The sequence below is a fragment of the Wolbachia endosymbiont (group B) of Scrobipalpa ocellatella genome (assembly GCF_964188425.1).
Taxonomy (GTDB): Bacteria; Pseudomonadota; Alphaproteobacteria; order Rickettsiales; family Anaplasmataceae; genus Wolbachia.
On sequence record NZ_OZ077190.1, the window covers coordinates 442,732 to 460,646 of the forward strand.

Here is a 17,915-nt window from a genome sequence, read left to right on the forward strand (position 1 = left end):
ATAGTATTTATTCTAAAATAAACTTTCCTTTTGAGCTATTTTATTAATATCCATTCTTACGGCTGCACTAAAATGAAAAAGATAAAACTCGGAATACTAATTTCAGGTAGAGGATCAAACATGCAGGCTTTAATAGAAGCATGTCAAGATCAGAATTTCCCTGCTGAAACTGTGTGTGTTATCACAAATAATAGTGAAGCTGGAGGCCTTAAAATAGCAAAGCAAGCAGGAGTTTCAGCGTTTGTTGTTGAAGATAAGCCACTTGATACTGATAAAATTCATGAAATACTTGTTCAACATAAGGTTGATTTAATTTGCCTTGCAGGGTTTATGAGAATTATAAAGGCCAATTTCCTGAATAAATGGCATAACAAAGTTATAAATATTCATCCCTCTTTACTTCCGTCATTTAAGGGCCTAAATGCTCAGGAGCAAGCTCTGAAAGCGGGTGTAAAAATTACAGGATGTACTGTGCATTATGTTACTCCTGAAATTGATGCTGGAGCCATAATCGCTCAAGCTACTGTTCCAGTGTTACCAAATGATGATGTTCACAGTCTCTCAGAGCGCATTCTAGCTGAAGAGCATAAGTGTTATGTAAAAGCAGTAAGATCAATAGTAGAAGGTATTAACTATTGACCTTGAGCGTTTCTTCCAACTTCAACAAAAAATAAATTTTCAGGATTCAGTAAAGAACTTGCCAGCTTGTTTACTTTTTCCAATTGAACATCATTAATGATATTTGCATAATTATTTATATGGTTAATATCACGATCATCTATCTGCATACTATCCAGTAACGTTGCTGTATTCGCATTATTGGATAGAAAAGAGAAGATAAGGTTATTTACTAAACTGGTTTTTGCATCCTTGAATAATTGTTCGTCAATTCCTTCCTCTTTTATTCTGCTAAATGTATCTTTTACTGCTGATATAGCTTTGCTAGCAGTGGAACTATCAGTACTCATAAATCCAGATATAATATTTCCATGCTTATTAGGAACATTACGTGCACTAACACCATAAGTAATACCTAGATTTTGTCTCAACTCTTTCATCAGTATTGAGTTTAGACTCATACCACCAAGCGCATTAATCAAAACACTAGCATTATAGTAATTAGGGTCTTCATATGCTATGCCTTTTTGAGCAAAAAGTATTACACTCTGTGGTATATCCATAAAAACGCTCTTACTTTCTGCAGGCCCAAATTCATTTTTTACAGATACCTTCCTAACTTTCGATCTTTTTGATGGTAACTTAGATAAATATTTATCGAGCAGCGTACTAACTTCTTCTTTTGTTGCACAACCAACAATACTAATAACGATATTATCCTTAGTAAAACTACGCTTTATGTATGTTAAAACATCGTCTCTAGTAATGTTCATTATAGTGTCTAGAGTTCCATATGGATCTCTTGAGTAAGGATGTTTTTTGAACAACAATGTATCTAACTCTTTTGCAGCAATAAAATAAGGGTCTTTTTCAAAATTATTAAAGTTTACTTTGGCTTTTTCGAATACTCTATTTAACCCCTCAGGATCAACTTTAGGGCGCATTATAGCATCACTCAGTAGTGAAATTGCATCCTCTAGATTCTCAGATAAAGTGTTTAATGAAACCCTAAATGCTTCTAAACCAGCAGTAAAATTTAAACTAATTCCTTTATCCTCAAGCTTTTTTACAAAATCTTTGGCATCATTTTTTCCTGCTCCTTCTTGAATTACAAGAGAAGTAAACCAAGCAAGCCCCTGTTTTTTCGCGTTTTCGTGTGCGTAGCCTGCATCTTTGAATGATATATTAAGTGAAACTTTTGGTAGATCATGGTTTTCAACAAATAAAAACTTAAATCCTTTATTAGTAGTAACCTCCTCTATATTTAAGTGACTGCTTGCTTGCAAATTAAAGCCTAGACAGAAAAAAAATAGAAATACATATTTACTTATCTTCATTATTACCTCCTTTTGGTAGCAAACGACCAACTAATTTATTAGTAGAAAAGATAGCGTGAACTTTATTATTTACATCCTCTAGATTGACATCATTAATTTTGCTATATGAAATGTCTATTTCATCAAGTGGAATACCTAGTGCTAGACGTGGTATATAAAACATTGCTATATTAGTTAAATCAGATAGATTATCAAGCTGTGCTGCTTTGTATTTAGACTTTGTACTTTGCAACTCTTCACTTGTTATTCCTTCAGAGTTAAAGTGATTAATAGAATTTTCTAACTCTCTTGCAACAGCATCCAAATTCACCCCGCTTTTTGGAGTTACCCGAATCTCAATGTAACCATTACTAAAAGCTAAGCTATTATAATAAGCAAACACTTCTACTGCTACATTCTTATCTAGAACTAAATCTTTATATAGCTTACTAGACTTGCCATTCCCCAAAACATCAACTGCCAAATCAACAGGAAAAGTTTCACTTATTTGCTCAAATAAAGGAACACTATAGCGAAAGTATAAAACTGGCTCTTTTACTTCAGTGCTTTCTAAAATTACCGATATATCTGCATTATGTATTGAATCTTGGTTCGGATAATGCTTCACTACAGGCTCAGCTTTAATTGCACCATATTTTTCCTTTGCTAATCCCACTACTTCTTCAAATTCTACATCACCAACAACGAGCAGTATAGCATTACCTGGATGATAATAGTTATCATGAAACCTTGTTATGTCATCTTGATTGTAAGTTTTAATATCGCTCTCCCAACCAATAACAGACCTACCATAACCATTACGATAAAATGCACTGTTCATTTCCTCCCATAGTAAAGCTTCAGGATTATTATCAAATCTCATCTTTCTTTCTTCTAATACGATATTTTTTTCTCTATCTATTTTGTCTTGAGTAACATCAAAATTGCCCATTCTATCTGCTTCAATTTCCATTGCTAGTGGTAAATCTTTTTTGAGAACTAATTCGTAGTAGCAGGTGTATTCTTTAGTGGTAAAAGCATTAAATTGGGCCCCAATGCTGCCCAAAGTGGATTCTATGTCTTTAAATTTTCCTGTAGTTTCAAACATTAAGTGTTCAAAGTAGTGAGCCAATCCTGCTTTGCCAATTGGGTCATCCATTCCCCCAACTTTATATATTATTGCATGAAAAACAGCTGGAATTCGGTGATTATGTACTACATAAACATCCAATCCGTTACTGAGCTTAGCATGCTTTATGATTTCAGCTTCCAAAGAAATCGGACAAATGAAAAAAAACACAGATAGTATAAAAAAACTAAAGAATTTGCGAAGCATTATTTCATTCCTCATTTTGCTTAGAGATAGACCTATCATATATATACCACTTATATAACAATGTACACATTCCACAAACTATAGATAGATCTGCTAAATTAAAGGCTGGCCAATACCAATCATTGATATGAAAATATATGAAGTCATATACAGCTCCCCAATAGATTCTATCAATTACATTTCCGATCGCTCCACCAATCATCAGAGAAAAACTAAGGTAAATTGACTTATCATTAGATTTATATATCAAGTATGCAAGTATACCAATTATTAATATTGAACATGCTGAAAAAAAGAAGCTGCCATGCGGCAGAGTACTACACATTCCAAAGCTAATTCCTGAATTCCAAACTTCAACTAATTTCATAAAACTAGTAATCTCGATTGACTCCCCCTCATCAATCAAAGAGTTTATATACAATTTACTTGTTTGATCGAATGATACTATAATCAATATAATAACTAAACATATCCTTTTCATAAGTTTATCTTTAACTGGTAAGCCTTCATTATATCACGGTCTATCTGTTTTGTTAACTCGTTAATACTATGGAATTTTTTTTCTGCCCTAATAAATTTTAAAAGTTGTATGTCAACCTTAAAATTGTATACATTTTCGTTGAAGTCAAATATATGCATTTCTACTATAGGTTTTTTTAAGTCCTTAAATGTAGGTCTCATACCAATGTTGACTACTCCATATAGCCAACTTGAACTATTTTCAGAAAATGCAACTTTGGCGTAATATGTACCAAGCTTAGGTTTTATCATGTAATCTTCTATCGGAATGTTTATGGTTGGAAACCCTATTTCTCTACCTCTACATGCACCTTTTGTTACAATACCAGAAACTTGATAAGACCTACCAAGCAATTTATTAGCAATTTCTATTTCGCCTTTTTGTAAACACTCTCTGATTGAGGAAGAAGAGCAAATTTTTCTATCGATTATCAATGGCTCTAATTTAGTTAAAGAATATTCATACATCTGAGAATATTTTTCTAGAGTTAATATGTTACCCAATCGTTTGTGACCAAAAGTACAACTTTCTCCAACAGTTATATGTTTAGCACCATACTTCTTTACCAAAATCTTACCAATGAAGTCATCGCAGCTAACCTCAGAAAAACCTCTATTAAAATTAATAATATACAAGTAATCTATACCATAGCTGCTGATTAGTTCCTTTTTTTGTTCTTGGTCTATTAACCTAAAATTGTTCCTACTAAATAAAACAGTTGATGGGTGAGGCTCAAAAGTTAAAACTGCAGAGGGTAATCCTCTTTCTTGTGCTACCTTCTTTAGATTGGAAATTGCAAACTTATGTCCTAAATGAACGCCATCGAAATTTCCGAAAGTTAGTGCCACATTATCTTTTATCCCTTGCTCACAGTTGTAAATAATTTTCATACAATTTGATATTTTATATATATTTTTTATATATAATAGTTGTATTTTATGAACTATGGAGATAAATCGTGAAAAACACTAAAGGAAAAGTTGTAATATATGTGAAGAAGTACTGCCCATTCTGCAAGAAAGCAAAAGAGTTATTGGATGAAAAAGGTGTGAAATACGAAGAAATTGATGTACTTAGAAACTCGGATTTGTTTGACGGTATAAAATCAAAATATAACGTCAGGACAGTTCCACAAATTTTTATTACTGATGAAAATGGTGATTATGTACATCATATTGCTGGATGTGACAAATTGATGGATCTTGAAAAAGAAGGAAAGTTGGATAATATGTTAAATAACAATGAAGATAGCATTAATGCAACAGCTTACACAAGCGGCAGTGATGAACACGAGGGATGTAATATAATACATAATGAAGATTTTATGTGATTTTTTTGTCTTACTGTTGCTGGCATACCCACTTTAAACAATTTTTAATGAATTAAAAATACAATTCATCTAGTGAGTTTTTTTAGTGGGAAAAAATGATAAAAAATATTATAATTGTTAGCAAAAACTTAATTAGTATTGAATTAATTAACAAACAAGATTTAGAGAGTTTCATCAAGATTTTCACAGTGCTTGATAAGCATATAGCAGCTAAAACTCTTTTTACAGAAGAAGTGACAATAGAGTATAAACAACACAATTGCATAGAAGTTGTTGAATTGATAAAAGATACAGGTTTTACATATCATGATGTTGAGAATGTGTTAAATCACCTAAGTAATCATGGAATGAAAGTACCAAGTAGCGTTATAGCAAGCACCCTTTCTTCTTCATACAATCACGCACTTGAGTCTAAGGATGTAGCATTTGCCTGTTCTAAAGGGTTGCCACAATTTTACATCAGGGTAAATAAGAATACCTTTATAATGACTCCTATAAGTGAAGAGAATCTGGAATTGAATTCGCAAAATAGCAAAATGCTTATAGAGTCATTAAAGAGCGAAAAAAGCACTTATGATTGCATAGTGGAAGAAAATATCATCAAAGTTATAGTGCATTCTGAAATACATCAGGCTATAAACTCGATTATAAAATCACTGATAAAGTCTTGCCTTTTAGCAAGAGATGAAGAAGAAAAATTCAAAGAGAAATTGAGACAACTTGCTTTTAAAGATCAAGCTTTCGTTGAGTATTCTAGCATCAAAACCATTCATAGATATCCGAATAACCATCCTCTGAGAAAGCATGAAAGTGTTATTAAAGATATAGAAAATATTTTATGTGATTTCATAATAAATGAGAACAGCGGGTTTGCTATAGAGCGGTTAAATAGACTGGGCTCAGAAGTCTCTCCAAATACTCCAAGAATCATCACTAAAACTATAGATAAGCTTGTTAAGTTTCACTAAAATGTTGTTGGAATGGTTTTAGCCAATGTCTACATATATCTGATTTTTACTGATTGAGTGGAGCAATTGAGCTGCTCTCTGTCATCCCAGCGTTTAACACTGGGATGATTTCGTTGTATGGTATCTTATATAGTGTTTTACAAATTCACATAGCTATTTCAAATTTACCCATATCAATGTCAGTAAATTTATTGAGAAAATATCACTTAGTTCTTTAAATTTATGTTTTTGAATATATATTAATCATTTATTTTCAAAGCCTCAATAAAAGCATTTTGTGGGATGTTTATGTTTCCTACAGAATGCAATCTTTTCTTACCTTTCTTCTGCTTTTCAAGCAGCTTCATCCTTCGTGTAACGTCTCCACCATAGAGCTTGGCTGTTACATCTTTTCTATACGGGTTAATCGTTTCTCTAGCAATAATTTTTCCGCCTACTGCCGCTTGAATCGCGATTTTATATTGCTGGCGTGGTATCAAGTCTTTCAAACGTGCACATATTTCACGGCCTCTTTTTTCTGCCCTGCTTTTATGAACAATGCAGGCTAACGCATCCACAGGTTCTCCATTAACTAAAAAACTTAATTTATCTATCTGACTTTCCTGATAATCGGATATTTCCCAATCTAAACTTGCATATCCCTTGGAAATTGATTTTAGTCTATCGTAAAAATCAAAAACAACCTCAGACAGCGGTAATTTATACTTCAGTAGTGCTGTTGTCGTATTACCAACATAAGATAAATCCTGCTGTTCTCCTCTCCTCTCTTCACACAGAGATAGAATCTCTCCTAAATATTGATCAGGTACCATTATAGTTGCAGTGATCCACGGTTCTTCCACTATTTCAATTTTTGTAGGGTCTGGCATATCGCTTGGGTTATGGATATTTAAAACTTTACCATTTTGTGTTTCAACTTTATATATAACACTCGGTGCAGTTGCTGTTAGATCTAAATCAAATTCTCTTTCGAGTCTTTCTTGAATGACTTCAAGATGTAGCATTCCTAAGAAACCGCAACGAAATCCATAACCTAGGGCATTTGACGTTTCAGCATCAAATGTAAAACTAGCATCATTTAAATGTAATTTTTCTAGTGCTTCCCTTAAATATTTAAAATCATCTGTGTTATTGGGAAAAATACTGCAAAATACTACAGGATGTACTTCTTTAAAGCCAGGTAATGCCTTGCTGCACGGCCTTTTCTCTTCAGTAATAGTGTCTCCTACTTTGCAGTCTGCTACTTCTTTCATTGAAGCAGTTATAAAACCAACTTCACCTGCTGAAAGTTCACCAGTCATAACTTTTTTAGGAGTGAAAATACCGATATTATCGACCTGATATGTAGCATTATTAGACATCATAACGATTCTCATGCCTTTTTTTAGTACTCCATTTTTAACTCGCACTAAAATTACTACTCCTAGGTAAGGATCATACCAACTATCAACTAAAATTGCTTGCAGTGGAGCATTTGTATCACCTTGAGGAGCGGGAAGTTTTGTCACTATAGCTTCAAGTACATCCTTTATCCCAAGACCAGTTTTTGCCGATATCAAAATTGACTCAGTTGCATCAATTCCGATTACCTCTTCAATCTGAAGCTTTATCCTTTCTGGATCTGCAGCAGGAAGATCGACTTTATTAAGCACAACTATTATCTCATGATTATTGTCAATTGCCTTGTAGACATTTGCCAGAGTCTGAGCTTCAACTCCTTGGCTGCTATCTACTACCAAAAGTGAGCCTTCACATGCGGCTAAGCTTCGGCTGACTTCATATGAAAAGTCAACATGACCTGGTGTGTCCATGAGGTTGAGGCAATATTTATTACCATTATTTGCAGTGTAATTGAGTCTTACCGTTTGTGCTTTGATTGTGATTCCGCGTTCACGCTCTATATCCATTGAGTCAAGTACCTGATTGGTCATTTCCCTTGTCTCAAGACCGTTACATTCTTCTATCAAACGATCAGCAAGAGTTGACTTCCCATGATCTATATGTGCTATTATTGCAAAATTTCTTATATTGTTCATAGATCTACTTATTTAAGTAGATCTATTTTACATTTTAAGTATTACAAGAGCAATTACTTATATCTCTCTTTGCTAAAAACATTAAGCTGTCCTTGCCAATGGACGGCAATGCTCATTAGCTGATGCTTGCTTCACTGTGCTACTTGGATCTTCTTGCTGTCTACACGTTTTTACTGCATCAGCAAGGCTTAGGTAAGCATCACCAACTTTAATCTTTACATCTTTATTTTTTTCTAAATCCGCATCAGTTGGTCTATCACTTATTATTCTAATACTATCATCACTGTTAGCACCTAATGTAATGCTACATTCCTTTCCGTCTACATACCAGTTAAACTTTATTCCATATTGAACTGTGGTACCTATATGATAATATCTAATCCCCTCATGTATTTTACCACTGATAAATTCTTTTTGATCTCCACTTGAAAGAAGAAAACCGGCAATATTGTTTTCTTTACAAAAATCACTATTTAAAAATTCGCTTACTTTAATATCTGTGCTTTTATTGTCTTCTTTTAGCTTAATTATTGTATAAAGAAGATCTGAATTACTATCCCTTTTGATTGACATCGCATCAATAGTGCCGTTTTCTATATACTTGCTAAACTCTGCTTTAGCTTTCTCTTCTAACTCTTTTTTCCTTGCTGCACTTTGTTCTTGTTGTTGCATGTTTTCTAGCACTTCTTTCATTTTTTTTTGGAGTGATTCGATATCCTGGATTAACCCGGATTCATCAAAGTCGAAGATCACGAATGCTTGGCCCAATCTTGTCTTCAATTCTTTAATTATGTTTACTATCTTTAAGATAGACTCTAAGTTTTGATAATGTACAATAATTTTTTGAGCATTTAGGCTACCCTTATTGCCATCCCAGTCAGAACTAATGTTATCAAATATTGAATTAAGTCCTTTATAAATGGTTATCAATTCATTTGATTCCTCTTTGCCTATTCCATTACTTTTAATACTGCTAATACAATTATTGAATAACTCTATCTCTTTAGAATCTGCAAATAATACACCATACAATTTTTTATGTGCTACTGCATCTTGTATCTTTTGTTTTAGTTTCTTTAATTCTTCTAATTCATTACTATTCATACATTTTACCTCATAAAACTATTTAATATTATATACATAAACATTAGGGAATGTTAGCACTTTCTATATGCTTGCGCACTTCCTATTATTCCTTTAACATAGCTGACACTTTTTTTGAATGAGAAATCACTTTATTAATCATATAATTCTCATGATTGTTATCTATTTTAGGCAGCTCATACAGATAATTCACCATTATTCCGGCTGACTGACTAATGCCTTTTTCAGAAGTATCAGCCATCCAGTTGATTTGTTTGATTGATGCACCATTGCTTAAATGAAAGTGTGCTACTGGATCATAAGCACCCCCACCACTGCTTTTAACCTTTAGCAAATAATGTGTACAAAGTTTCAGTAGGGACTGTTTTTCGCATTCAATGTTAGTTTTTATGCTTTCTAAAATTTCTGTACCTGATTGTTTTATATTAAGCTTACCTAATAAAGCTACGTCTTGATTTTTTAGCCATTTTGTAAATCCAGGAACTGGAGAAAGAGTTGCATACACTTTTACGCTTTTAAATTCTTGCGATAGTTTTTCTACGACTCTCTTTATTAAAAAGTTACCGAGGCTAATTCCAGATAAACCAGTTTGAGTGTTTGATATTGAATAGAATATAGCAGTACTTGCACTGCTTGGGTCACTTGAAGGAACTGACTCGTCCAAAACGTGTTGAATACTATCTGCAATCTCATTCATCAGTGCAACCTCTACAAAAATTAAAGGTTCATTTGGTATTTTGTAATGAAAGAAAGCAAAACAGAGATGATCAGAATCTAGTCTGTTTTTTAAGTCACCCCAAGAGGAAATTTTATGTACAGCTTCATATTTTATAAGTTTTTCCAACAATGATGCAGGTGAATCCCAGGTGATTTGATGAAGATCAAGTAGATCAACATCAACCAAAGTACAAAGTATACTTTTTAATTCGTTTTCTAGTGGACTTAGACTTTTATATTGATTCTTCAGCTTGAGTACATCAGAACGCATATCAACAATAAACTTAAGGCCCTCCGGTAAGGAGATAAACTGCTTCAATATTTTAGAGCGTGGTGATTCAAGGACTTTTATTAAGTCTTGTTCAAACTTATAGCTCGACTCAGAATCTTGATTTTTCTTATATACTTTCATTTCTTCATCTATTTTCGTTTTATCCGGATTGAACTTTTCTGCCAGGGTTTGTAAAAATTTTATTTGACCTGCCTCTGATAAACTCAAGTACAAATTACCAAGAGATACGGTGTTCTTACGTGCTGAGACTTCACCCCCCTTTGGGTTTAAGCATTCGTTCATCTTCAAGACTAAACTATCGACATCGCGACTACTACTTAAATCAGGGCCAATATTGCCAACCCATGACCTTACAGCATCTGCTACTTCACCTAATATTTTAAAAAATCCCTTTGTTGCTTTCTTATCTTCAACTTTTACTATATCAGTTTTTGCTAATGATTCTTTTGTCATATGTTCCTTTTATCGTGTATCTATCTTAATTTAAAGAAAAATCTTAGTCTATAAAGAAGGCATATATTTTCATGGTACAACTATTTTACAATCTATTTAAAATTTTCGTAAAGAGAGTTAGATTTTTAATTTCATTATTTCTCTTACAAAAGTACTTTTATTATAAAAATGCCCTTTTGCCTCTTTCTTTTCCGGGTAAGGCTGATTTTTTAATTACCTAGTCGAAGTTACTTAATTTTTACACATCTATTGTAAAGTACAAAATCTGACTTTGGAATGAAAATGCTAGCTGATGCTTGGACTTTATTGATAATTACGCTACTTGAAACTATACTTGGTATAGACAATTTAATCTTTATTTCTCTAGCAATAGATAAGGTGCCAAATCTGCTGAGAGAAAGAGCCCGCCTTATAGGTTTTGGCTTAGCGCTATTGATGCGTTTTGTAATACTATTTTTTACATCATATATACTATCAATGCAAAAGCCTATATTTCACGCTGTATCGCTAGATATCTCAGTAAAGGATTTACTTATGATTGCAGGAGGGTTATTCCTTATTGTTAAAAGTTCTATAGAGTTATGGAGCGAAATTTTTGTACATAAGGAGAACAAAACAAAGGCAAATGTTAAATCACAATTTTTTTTAGTTGTGCTACAAATTATATTAATAGACTTAGTTTTTTCGGTTGATTCAATATTAACTGCCATAGCATTAACTCACAATATGATAATCATTGCCATAGCATTTACATTTTCCATATTAGCGATGCTATTTTCATCAAATTATACCGCTCAGGTAATAAAATCCAACCCAAGCTTAAAAGTAATTGCCATTCTATTTATTTTACTCGTCGGTGTATATCTAACACTTGAAGGGCTTCACATAGAACTACCAAAAGCATATTTGTATTCTTCATTTATGTTTGCAGTGCTTGTGGAAGCTATAAGCAAAATAAAGACAATGCGGCCTTGAAATTATTTTGCACAAGGCAAAAGTCTAATTTTTATTCCGGTGTGTGACGAATATCTGTACGAACATTTCGATGTCATCCGAGTAGCTGACACTGGTTCTTTTTTTCTGGATTCCAGCGTTACGCGCTGGAATGACATTAAATAGTTTTCCTTAAAATTTGAGTTATGCAAGCAGCCTCTTTGGTGTGATTCGAGTAGCTGAAACTGGAATGAAATTATTGCTACTCCCACTCAATAGTTGCTGGTGGCTTGGAAGTTAAATCATACACAACTCGATTTACTCCGGAAACTTTGTTAACAATTATACTACTGACGTCTTGCAAAAACCTCCAAAATACTAACGAATGTTGATCTTTATTTTCAAATGGAAATGCATCAGCTGTCATGCCATCAGATGAAGTCACAGCCCTTAAAGCGCAAACATATCCGTATGTACGATTATCTCCCATAACTCCCACAGTTTTTACTGGTAACAGTACAGCAAAAGCCTGCCATATTTTATCATACAGATCATAATTTTTCATTGTGTTGATATATATTTCATCTACTTCTTGCAATATTCGTACCTTTTCTTCATCAACCTCACCTATGATCCTCACTGCAAGTCCAGGCCCAGGAAATGGATGTTGAAATATTATCTCATCTGAAAGCCCAATTTCTTTGCCAAGCAGCCTTACTTCATCTTTAAAGAGATAGCGTAAAGGTTCTACTAGTTTCAGATTCATTTTTTCTGGCAACCCACCAACATTGTGATGAGATTTAATTGTACTAGTGTTTCCTGAAGCGTGCCCTGATTCAACTACATCAGAGTAAATGGTGCCTTGCATTAAAAAATCCACATCACCTATTTTTTTTGCCTCTTCTTCAAATACTTCGATAAAAGTATTGCCGATAATTTTTCGCTTTTCTTCCGGATCAGTTATTCCCTTTAACCTACTTAAAAACAAGTTTGATTTATCAACGTAATTTATTGGAATTTCTTTTAACATAGCAGTGGTCTGGCTCTTACGCAATAACCCAGTATCGATAAAAATACAGTTTAATTGTTTTCCTATAGCTTTGTGTGTAAGAACTGCTGCAACACTTGAATCAACCCCCCCACTTACTGCAGCAATTACTTTTTTCTCCCCTACTAAGTTTTGAATTTTTTCCTTCTGTTTTTCAATGAATGACTTCATTGTCCAATCTCTCTCACAATTTGCAATATCTAAGAAATTAGAGAGAAGTTTACTACCATTTGTCGTAGGCTTAACTTCAGGATGGAACTGAGTGCAGTAAATCTTCCGCTGTTCGTTGGCAATTATTGCGATTGTTTGATTTATTATACCTGAGGCAATAGCAGTAAATCCTTGCGGTATAGTTTCGACACTGTCTGCATGGTTCATTAGCACATCGACTTCGGAATTAACGTCCCAAGTATCCTTTATAATTGGGGATTCTTTTAGTATCTTGATTTTAGTTTTGCCAAATTCCTGATTGAATTCTTTTCTTACCTTTGCCCCGAAATAATGACAAATGAGTTGCTGTCCATAACATATTCCAAGTATAGGAGTGTTTATTGTTTCGTTAAGTTTTATAATTTTATGTGCTACTTCACTTACTTCAGAGCAATTGTCATTTACAGATTGCGGTCCTCCAGAAAAAATAAATCCATTGAATTTTGATACTGTTTCGAAATCGATATTGCTTGGAAATATTTCACAGTAAACGCCCATTTCCCTGATTTGTCTTGCAATAAGCTGTGTAAACTGTGAACCAAAATCAATAACGGCAATTGCTGACAATGTGCTCCTCCATATTATTTAAAGCAATATTTGATAATAAAGAAAACAATAAAGTAAGTAAACTAAGACCTGTTTAAAAACTTTAATATATGACTAAAGTAACTTAAATTTACTGCAACAGATTTATGATTAAGCTGTCTTAATTATCATTCTGATACTCTCTTCTTATCATAATAGCAACCCCAACATCTTTCCTTAAGTTGATGCCATTGCCTGAACGGATACGTTTAATATATATATAAATTCCTATCTTTTATATCTAATAAACCAAGTGTTGGTACGATTGTTGCTTTCAGGAAGATGACGGTTTCTACTGTCTTAGCCAGTTTTTTTGACTTTTGATGCAATAAGTTTTGGTTATCTTTTCTATGCTCTATAAGCCCACCAATTACCATAACTTCGCCGCTCTTAATTTTTAACGTAGAGTGCATTTCTCTGGTTTCAATAATTGGAATGTCACTATTTAATTTCATTTTATTCTGTTGTGCGACATATTCTATATTTGGGTCTTTAGTGTAATTGTTAATTCTTGATAAGGTTGGGTGTATATCCATAAATATTTCGTTAGTATCAATGTTAATGCTTGGGTGGATTATTAACACCACACCTATTGGAGTGCTATTCATCTTGGTAATTAAGGCATGATTGGAGTTTCCGGTATCTTTCTGTATATCGGAAGTAAAATAGATATGGTTTTTAGTAAATGAAATCATTGCTTGCTGATTATTTATAGCATGTACTCTAGGGCTTGAAATTACGGTTGAAGTGCCAAACTTGTCTAAAGTTTTTACTAAATTTTCTAAATCAGAGTTCATTACCAGGCTAGTAATGGAACTATCTTGATTTGTTATAGATTTTGTTTCATTATGCAAATCATTTAAGTTGATACCAGAAAGGTATTTATCGTCTAATACAACTTCAACTATTTTGGCCTCGATCATTACTTGAGAAGACGCCAATTTCTTAACTTTATTAATATATTCTTCAACAGCTTTGTGAATATCTTTTCTAGCATTTAGAATAATGACACCAGCTTCTCTGTTGGATGAAAGAAATTCACCATCATCCACTCCATTAACATCCATTATTGCATTTAAGCCTTTTTCTAATGAACTCCATAAGTCACTGCTATATTGAGACTTTCTAACATTCCTGTCAGCATCGCTGCTTGTAACATTGCCACTAACGACAAAATTGCTTTGAGCAGAGTGTTGAATATTGATGAAGTCTACGTAATAATTTTGTGCATATGGCAAATCTTGTTCAATTCTAATTACACCATTATTCATTGAGTAACGCAATTTGGCGCTGTTGGCTATATTCTGAATTACTTCGTTTATGTTCTTATCTTTTAGCTTTAAAGTAATATTACCTGATATTTTGGGATCTATGTCTAAGTTAATGTCAGAAAGTTTTCCTATTTCAATCAGTAAATCCTTTACTGGTACTTTTTCATCAACATTAATCGAAAGAAACTGATTACTGGTTGTAAGATCGGGAAACTCTACCGGTAAAGGTATCATTTCTGGTATTGCTGGTTCGTTATTCTTCAAAGGAGTATTATATTGTTGCAACGAATAATCGTGCTTATAATTGTCTATATTAACAGAATGTTGCTTGTTAGGTAGATGTGTACAAGAAATAATGAAAAGGAGTATTAAACATTTTAAAATAGCCATGAGGGCAGCATACAAATCTATACTAATAGTTTTCTATAAAAATGTTAAAAATGTATTTAATTGTATCCGTTCAGGGGAGTGGTTTAAGAAATGATAGATAGGAGATTATGAAAAGGGTTTAGCCGCATGGAAGTGGGATGAAAAGAAGCACTGGTTTCACATGCGTCTGAACAGACAGCATTTTAAATTTGTCCTGTGCAATGTTTGTACAGTTGCGATAAAAATTACTTGACAAATTTTGACAGCTTTGTTATTTTGATAGTGAAGGTATTCTAGAGCTCGAAATCTATCTTCGTCTGCAGACTTTTCAACTTCATTAATTTATAATCTCTAGTTAAAGTATATTGGTATAGATAACTTCTATCATAGCTATATACATTTTTCTGAGTTTTTTTGTATTACTTAGGAGGATCATCATGTTTAAAATCATGGATTACGCATATCATTGACATAAATGCCTTAAAAGGACAAATGGTACCTACGTCCTCTTTATATAGATTATGTATTTGTTCAGATACGACTAAATTGTGTCTAGTGTAGAAAAAATTAGACAAATTCAGCCTTATATAGAACCAAATTCAACGAAAGTAGAATTATCCTCATTTTCATAATAATAAGGATTTGCTTCTTGCGTATTATTAACAGCAGTTTTTAATAGTACTTCCTTATCACTATTCCATGCAACTTTCTCCATAATTGGAATATAATCCTTACACTTTTGATTATCTCCACAATCCTTGATTTTACTATCATCATTTAGATAACGCTTCAATGCATCATAGTATACTTTAGTGTTATTACCCTCTTTATCTATCATTTGTCCTAAGGTATTAACAAGTATCAATGGTGCAACTTGTTTTGCTTTTACAACACTTGTTTCACTGGGCTCTCTAAAGAGATTAGGACATGCTCCTCTGGAAAAAAAGCTTTTGTTGAATTCTGGATTACTATGGTAAACGTTCGGGTAACAGAAACTCTTAATCTCTTCTTCTTGACACGCTAACTCTATTTGATCATCCACACATTTTTCACATTCTATATTACCAAGCCAGGATATTGAATTAAGATCCTCTGTAAAGGCAAATTTAAAATTTACTGCACCATAATTACCATTTGCTCCCTCTTCTATATATTTTGCAATCTTAGGATTACTGTACATCTCAGGATATAATTCCTTTAGTAAATCAGATGAACTAAAACCTTGACAACCTATCTTATTATCAACTTTATAAAAATGAGAATACGGCCCACAATTTTCATACTTGGAACAATCTGAGGTTACTTTTCGAGATGTAATTTCTCCATTTTCATTCTCTCCTTCATCGGTAACAGGTTCGCCCGTACCACTTCCTTTTTTACATTCTTCAGCTATTTTTTTATACCACTCAGTCTCTGCTTTTGCTCGCTTAACTTCCTCTTCACATTTCGTAAGCTTCTTTTCTACTAGTTCAAAATCCTCTTTTACTACGGAACTATTTGTAAATTCCTTCTCAGTCGTAGTTTCACCTTCAGTGATCTCATCTATATCCTCTTCACCATAAAAAAGTTTGTTGTTATATAAATAACTATTATTAATTTGGTCACTATAGGTGTTTTTTGACATCGGAACCTCCTCTACAGTCAAAATTGAAATTGTATTAAAATAAAAAAACTACAAATTTAATGTGAGTAAAAGAAACCACATTTCAAGAAACTTCATGGTAACTTAGGAGCTATTATAAGCTAAAGTAATTAAAAATTTAATAACTTGAATTATAAATATAGCATATCTATCAATAGAAATTTTCTTTCAATTTCTAACGTATCTTTGCTAATTTTGCATACAGTTCACCTTAGAGAGTCATGATTCTTCTACTTTCATGTGATTAATCACTATAATCTTGAAGTGTGGTTTGTACGTAATTAGTTCTGGAACTTGCTAATGGATGATTGCTCTACATTTTAATCTCTGTCGCTGTTCACAACATTACACTCTGGAACTGCATACCTAATACCGCATACTGATTTCTCTCTTTATCTTCTGCAAATTAATTAAATGAAGGGCATTAAGTATCCACACTACTAAAAAAAGTGTGGTACAAAATATAAACATTGCAATGAGTGGCAGCAGTAAAGAACCTTCTATTGCTACTCCACCTTTTCTAAAAATACTTGCTGGCTGATGAAGAGTAGACCATAAATTCACAGAAAATTTTACTATGGGAATATTTATAGCACTAAAAATGGCAAATACTGCTGATGATTTCTCTGCTCTTGCTTGATTATCAAAAGCGCTCCACAATGAAAGATAACCAACATACAGAAAGAACAAAATCAGCATTGAAGTAAGCCTTGCATCCCATACCCACCAAGTACCCCATGTTCCTTTTCCCCAGACGCTACCTGTGATTAAGCATATTGCCGAAAAGACTGTCCCTGCAGGAGCAGCAGCATGTGCCAAAACACTAGCAACGCTATTGTTCCACACCAATGAAATGAAACTGAGTGATGCAATGAGTCCGTATATTCCAAGAGCAAGCCATGCAGAAGGCACATGAAGATACATAATTCGTACGATTTCTCCTTGTTTATAATCTCCTGGGGAGAAGAATAATGCTAAGAACATTCCAATTAAAAAACATGCGAAACAAATAACCCCAAGCCAAGGTAGAGCTTTTTTAGTAAAAGAAGTGAAATTTGTAGGCTTTAATAAAAACATTTGTTTTGAGAATAATTGTGTTAAGAATTTATCAATTAGTTTGAGTTTTATCAACAAGATAGTTTTTCTATATTTACGTAGTATAATAAA

Annotated in this window: 15 protein-coding genes; 4 read left to right on the forward strand and 11 right to left on the reverse strand. The window is 33.1% G+C overall.

The window, feature by feature from the left end:
- Positions 1 to 72 precede the first annotated feature (72 nt).
- Complete coding sequence (gene purN / locus AB3210_RS02020; RefSeq protein WP_007301943.1) at positions 73 to 639, forward strand: phosphoribosylglycinamide formyltransferase; 567 nt, start codon at positions 73 to 75, stop codon at positions 637 to 639.
- On the opposite strand, the gene AB3210_RS02025 is transcribed toward purN, so the two are convergent.
- From AB3210_RS02025 to ribF, 4 genes are read right to left on the reverse strand one after another with little or no spacing between them, the layout of a single operon-like run.
- Complete coding sequence (locus tag AB3210_RS02025) at positions 633 to 1,955, reverse strand: M16 family metallopeptidase (protein WP_052264654.1); 1,323 nt, start codon at positions 1,953 to 1,955, stop codon at positions 633 to 635. The two genes, purN and AB3210_RS02025, sit on opposite strands and share 7 nt — an antisense overlap.
- On the reverse strand, positions 1,942 to 3,270 hold the full coding sequence (locus tag AB3210_RS02030; RefSeq protein ID WP_026097227.1) for a M16 family metallopeptidase: 1,329 nt from the start codon (positions 3,268 to 3,270) through the stop codon (positions 1,942 to 1,944). Before AB3210_RS02030 ends, AB3210_RS02025 begins: the two co-directional genes overlap by 14 nt.
- A gap of 4 nt (positions 3,271 to 3,274) precedes the next feature.
- The gene (gene lspA, locus AB3210_RS02035) at positions 3,275 to 3,751 is read right to left on the reverse strand and encodes a signal peptidase II (protein WP_007301940.1); all 477 of its coding nucleotides are present in this window, start codon (positions 3,749 to 3,751) and stop codon (positions 3,275 to 3,277) included.
- On the reverse strand, positions 3,748 to 4,680 hold the full coding sequence (gene ribF, locus AB3210_RS02040) for a riboflavin biosynthesis protein RibF (protein WP_019236620.1): 933 nt from the start codon (positions 4,678 to 4,680) through the stop codon (positions 3,748 to 3,750). The genes lspA and ribF overlap by 4 nt, the downstream gene beginning before the upstream one ends.
- Positions 4,681 to 4,748: 68 nt before the next feature.
- Here ribF and AB3210_RS02045 point away from each other — a divergent pair, with 68 nt between their 5' ends.
- Both AB3210_RS02045 and AB3210_RS02050 read left to right on the forward strand, forming a co-directional pair.
- Positions 4,749 to 5,120, forward strand: a complete 372-nt coding sequence (locus AB3210_RS02045; RefSeq protein ID WP_006015443.1) for a glutaredoxin — start codon at positions 4,749 to 4,751, stop codon at positions 5,118 to 5,120.
- Positions 5,121 to 5,215: 95 nt separating this feature from the next.
- Complete coding sequence (locus tag AB3210_RS02050; protein ID WP_007301937.1) at positions 5,216 to 6,088, forward strand: hypothetical protein; 873 nt, start codon at positions 5,216 to 5,218, stop codon at positions 6,086 to 6,088.
- Between the two features lie 239 nt (positions 6,089 to 6,327).
- Here AB3210_RS02050 and lepA read toward each other — a convergent pair whose 3' ends face one another.
- From lepA to AB3210_RS02065, 3 genes are all read right to left on the reverse strand, one after another.
- Positions 6,328 to 8,124 carry a translation elongation factor 4 gene (gene lepA, locus AB3210_RS02055; protein WP_007301936.1) on the reverse strand — a complete coding sequence of 599 codons (1,797 nt, stop codon included), beginning with the start codon at positions 8,122 to 8,124 and terminating at the stop codon, positions 6,328 to 6,330.
- Between the two features lie 81 nt (positions 8,125 to 8,205).
- Complete coding sequence (locus AB3210_RS02060; protein WP_264336165.1) at positions 8,206 to 9,228, reverse strand: hypothetical protein; 1,023 nt, start codon at positions 9,226 to 9,228, stop codon at positions 8,206 to 8,208.
- 85 nt (positions 9,229 to 9,313) lie between these two features.
- Positions 9,314 to 10,690, reverse strand: coding sequence for a malonyl-CoA decarboxylase (locus tag AB3210_RS02065; RefSeq protein ID WP_052264917.1), 1,377 nt, complete (start codon positions 10,688 to 10,690; stop codon positions 9,314 to 9,316).
- Positions 10,691 to 10,972: 282 nt separating this feature from the next.
- On the opposite strand from AB3210_RS02065, the gene AB3210_RS02070 reads away from it, so the two are divergent.
- On the forward strand, positions 10,973 to 11,665 hold the full coding sequence (locus tag AB3210_RS02070; protein ID WP_026097226.1) for a TerC family protein: 693 nt from the start codon (positions 10,973 to 10,975) through the stop codon (positions 11,663 to 11,665).
- A gap of 220 nt (positions 11,666 to 11,885) precedes the next feature.
- On the opposite strand, the gene guaA is transcribed toward AB3210_RS02070, so the two are convergent.
- The 4 genes from guaA to ccmC all read right to left on the reverse strand — a co-directional run bounded on the left by guaA (position 11,886) and on the right by ccmC (position 17,825).
- Positions 11,886 to 13,448: a glutamine-hydrolyzing GMP synthase gene (gene guaA, locus AB3210_RS02075; protein ID WP_052265035.1), complete on the reverse strand. Its 1,563-nt coding sequence runs from the start codon at positions 13,446 to 13,448 to the stop codon at positions 11,886 to 11,888.
- A 227-nt stretch (positions 13,449 to 13,675) separates the two neighbouring features.
- Positions 13,676 to 15,142, reverse strand: a complete 1,467-nt coding sequence (locus tag AB3210_RS02080; RefSeq protein ID WP_026097225.1) for a type II secretion system protein GspD — start codon at positions 15,140 to 15,142, stop codon at positions 13,676 to 13,678.
- A gap of 547 nt (positions 15,143 to 15,689) precedes the next feature.
- A complete protein-coding gene (locus AB3210_RS02085) occupies positions 15,690 to 16,730 on the reverse strand; it encodes a hypothetical protein (RefSeq protein ID WP_052265034.1) in 1,041 nt (346 codons plus the stop codon).
- A 384-nt stretch (positions 16,731 to 17,114) separates the two neighbouring features.
- Entirely contained in the window at positions 17,115 to 17,825 is a 711-nt protein-coding gene (gene ccmC, locus AB3210_RS02090; protein ID WP_007301928.1) for a heme ABC transporter permease CcmC, read from the reverse strand.
- Positions 17,826 to 17,915 lie beyond the last annotated feature (90 nt).

What these genes read in the sequence shown, in the direction of transcription:
- purN (WP_007301943.1), top strand. Translation starts at nt 73, where the DNA reads ATGAAAAAGATAAAACTCGGAATACTAATTTCAGGTAGAGGATCAAAC.
- AB3210_RS02025 (WP_052264654.1), bottom strand. Translation starts at nt 1,955, where the DNA reads ATGAAGATAAGTAAATATGTATTTCTATTTTTTTTCTGTCTAGGCTTT.
- AB3210_RS02030 (WP_026097227.1), bottom strand. Translation starts at nt 3,270, where the DNA reads ATGCTTCGCAAATTCTTTAGTTTTTTTATACTATCTGTGTTTTTTTTC.
- lspA (WP_007301940.1), bottom strand. Translation starts at nt 3,751, where the DNA reads ATGAAAAGGATATGTTTAGTTATTATATTGATTATAGTATCATTCGAT.
- ribF (WP_019236620.1), bottom strand. Translation starts at nt 4,680, where the DNA reads ATGAAAATTATTTACAACTGTGAGCAAGGGATAAAAGATAATGTGGCA.
- AB3210_RS02050 (WP_007301937.1), top strand. Translation starts at nt 5,216, where the DNA reads ATGATAAAAAATATTATAATTGTTAGCAAAAACTTAATTAGTATTGAA.
- lepA (WP_007301936.1), bottom strand. Translation starts at nt 8,124, where the DNA reads ATGAACAATATAAGAAATTTTGCAATAATAGCACATATAGATCATGGG.
- AB3210_RS02060 (WP_264336165.1), bottom strand. Translation starts at nt 9,228, where the DNA reads ATGAATAGTAATGAATTAGAAGAATTAAAGAAACTAAAACAAAAGATA.
- AB3210_RS02065 (WP_052264917.1), bottom strand. Translation starts at nt 10,690, where the DNA reads ATGACAAAAGAATCATTAGCAAAAACTGATATAGTAAAAGTTGAAGAT.
- AB3210_RS02070 (WP_026097226.1), top strand. Translation starts at nt 10,973, where the DNA reads ATGCTAGCTGATGCTTGGACTTTATTGATAATTACGCTACTTGAAACT.
- AB3210_RS02085 (WP_052265034.1), bottom strand. Translation starts at nt 16,730, where the DNA reads ATGTCAAAAAACACCTATAGTGACCAAATTAATAATAGTTATTTATAT.
- ccmC (WP_007301928.1), bottom strand. Translation starts at nt 17,825, where the DNA reads ATGTTTTTATTAAAGCCTACAAATTTCACTTCTTTTACTAAAAAAGCT.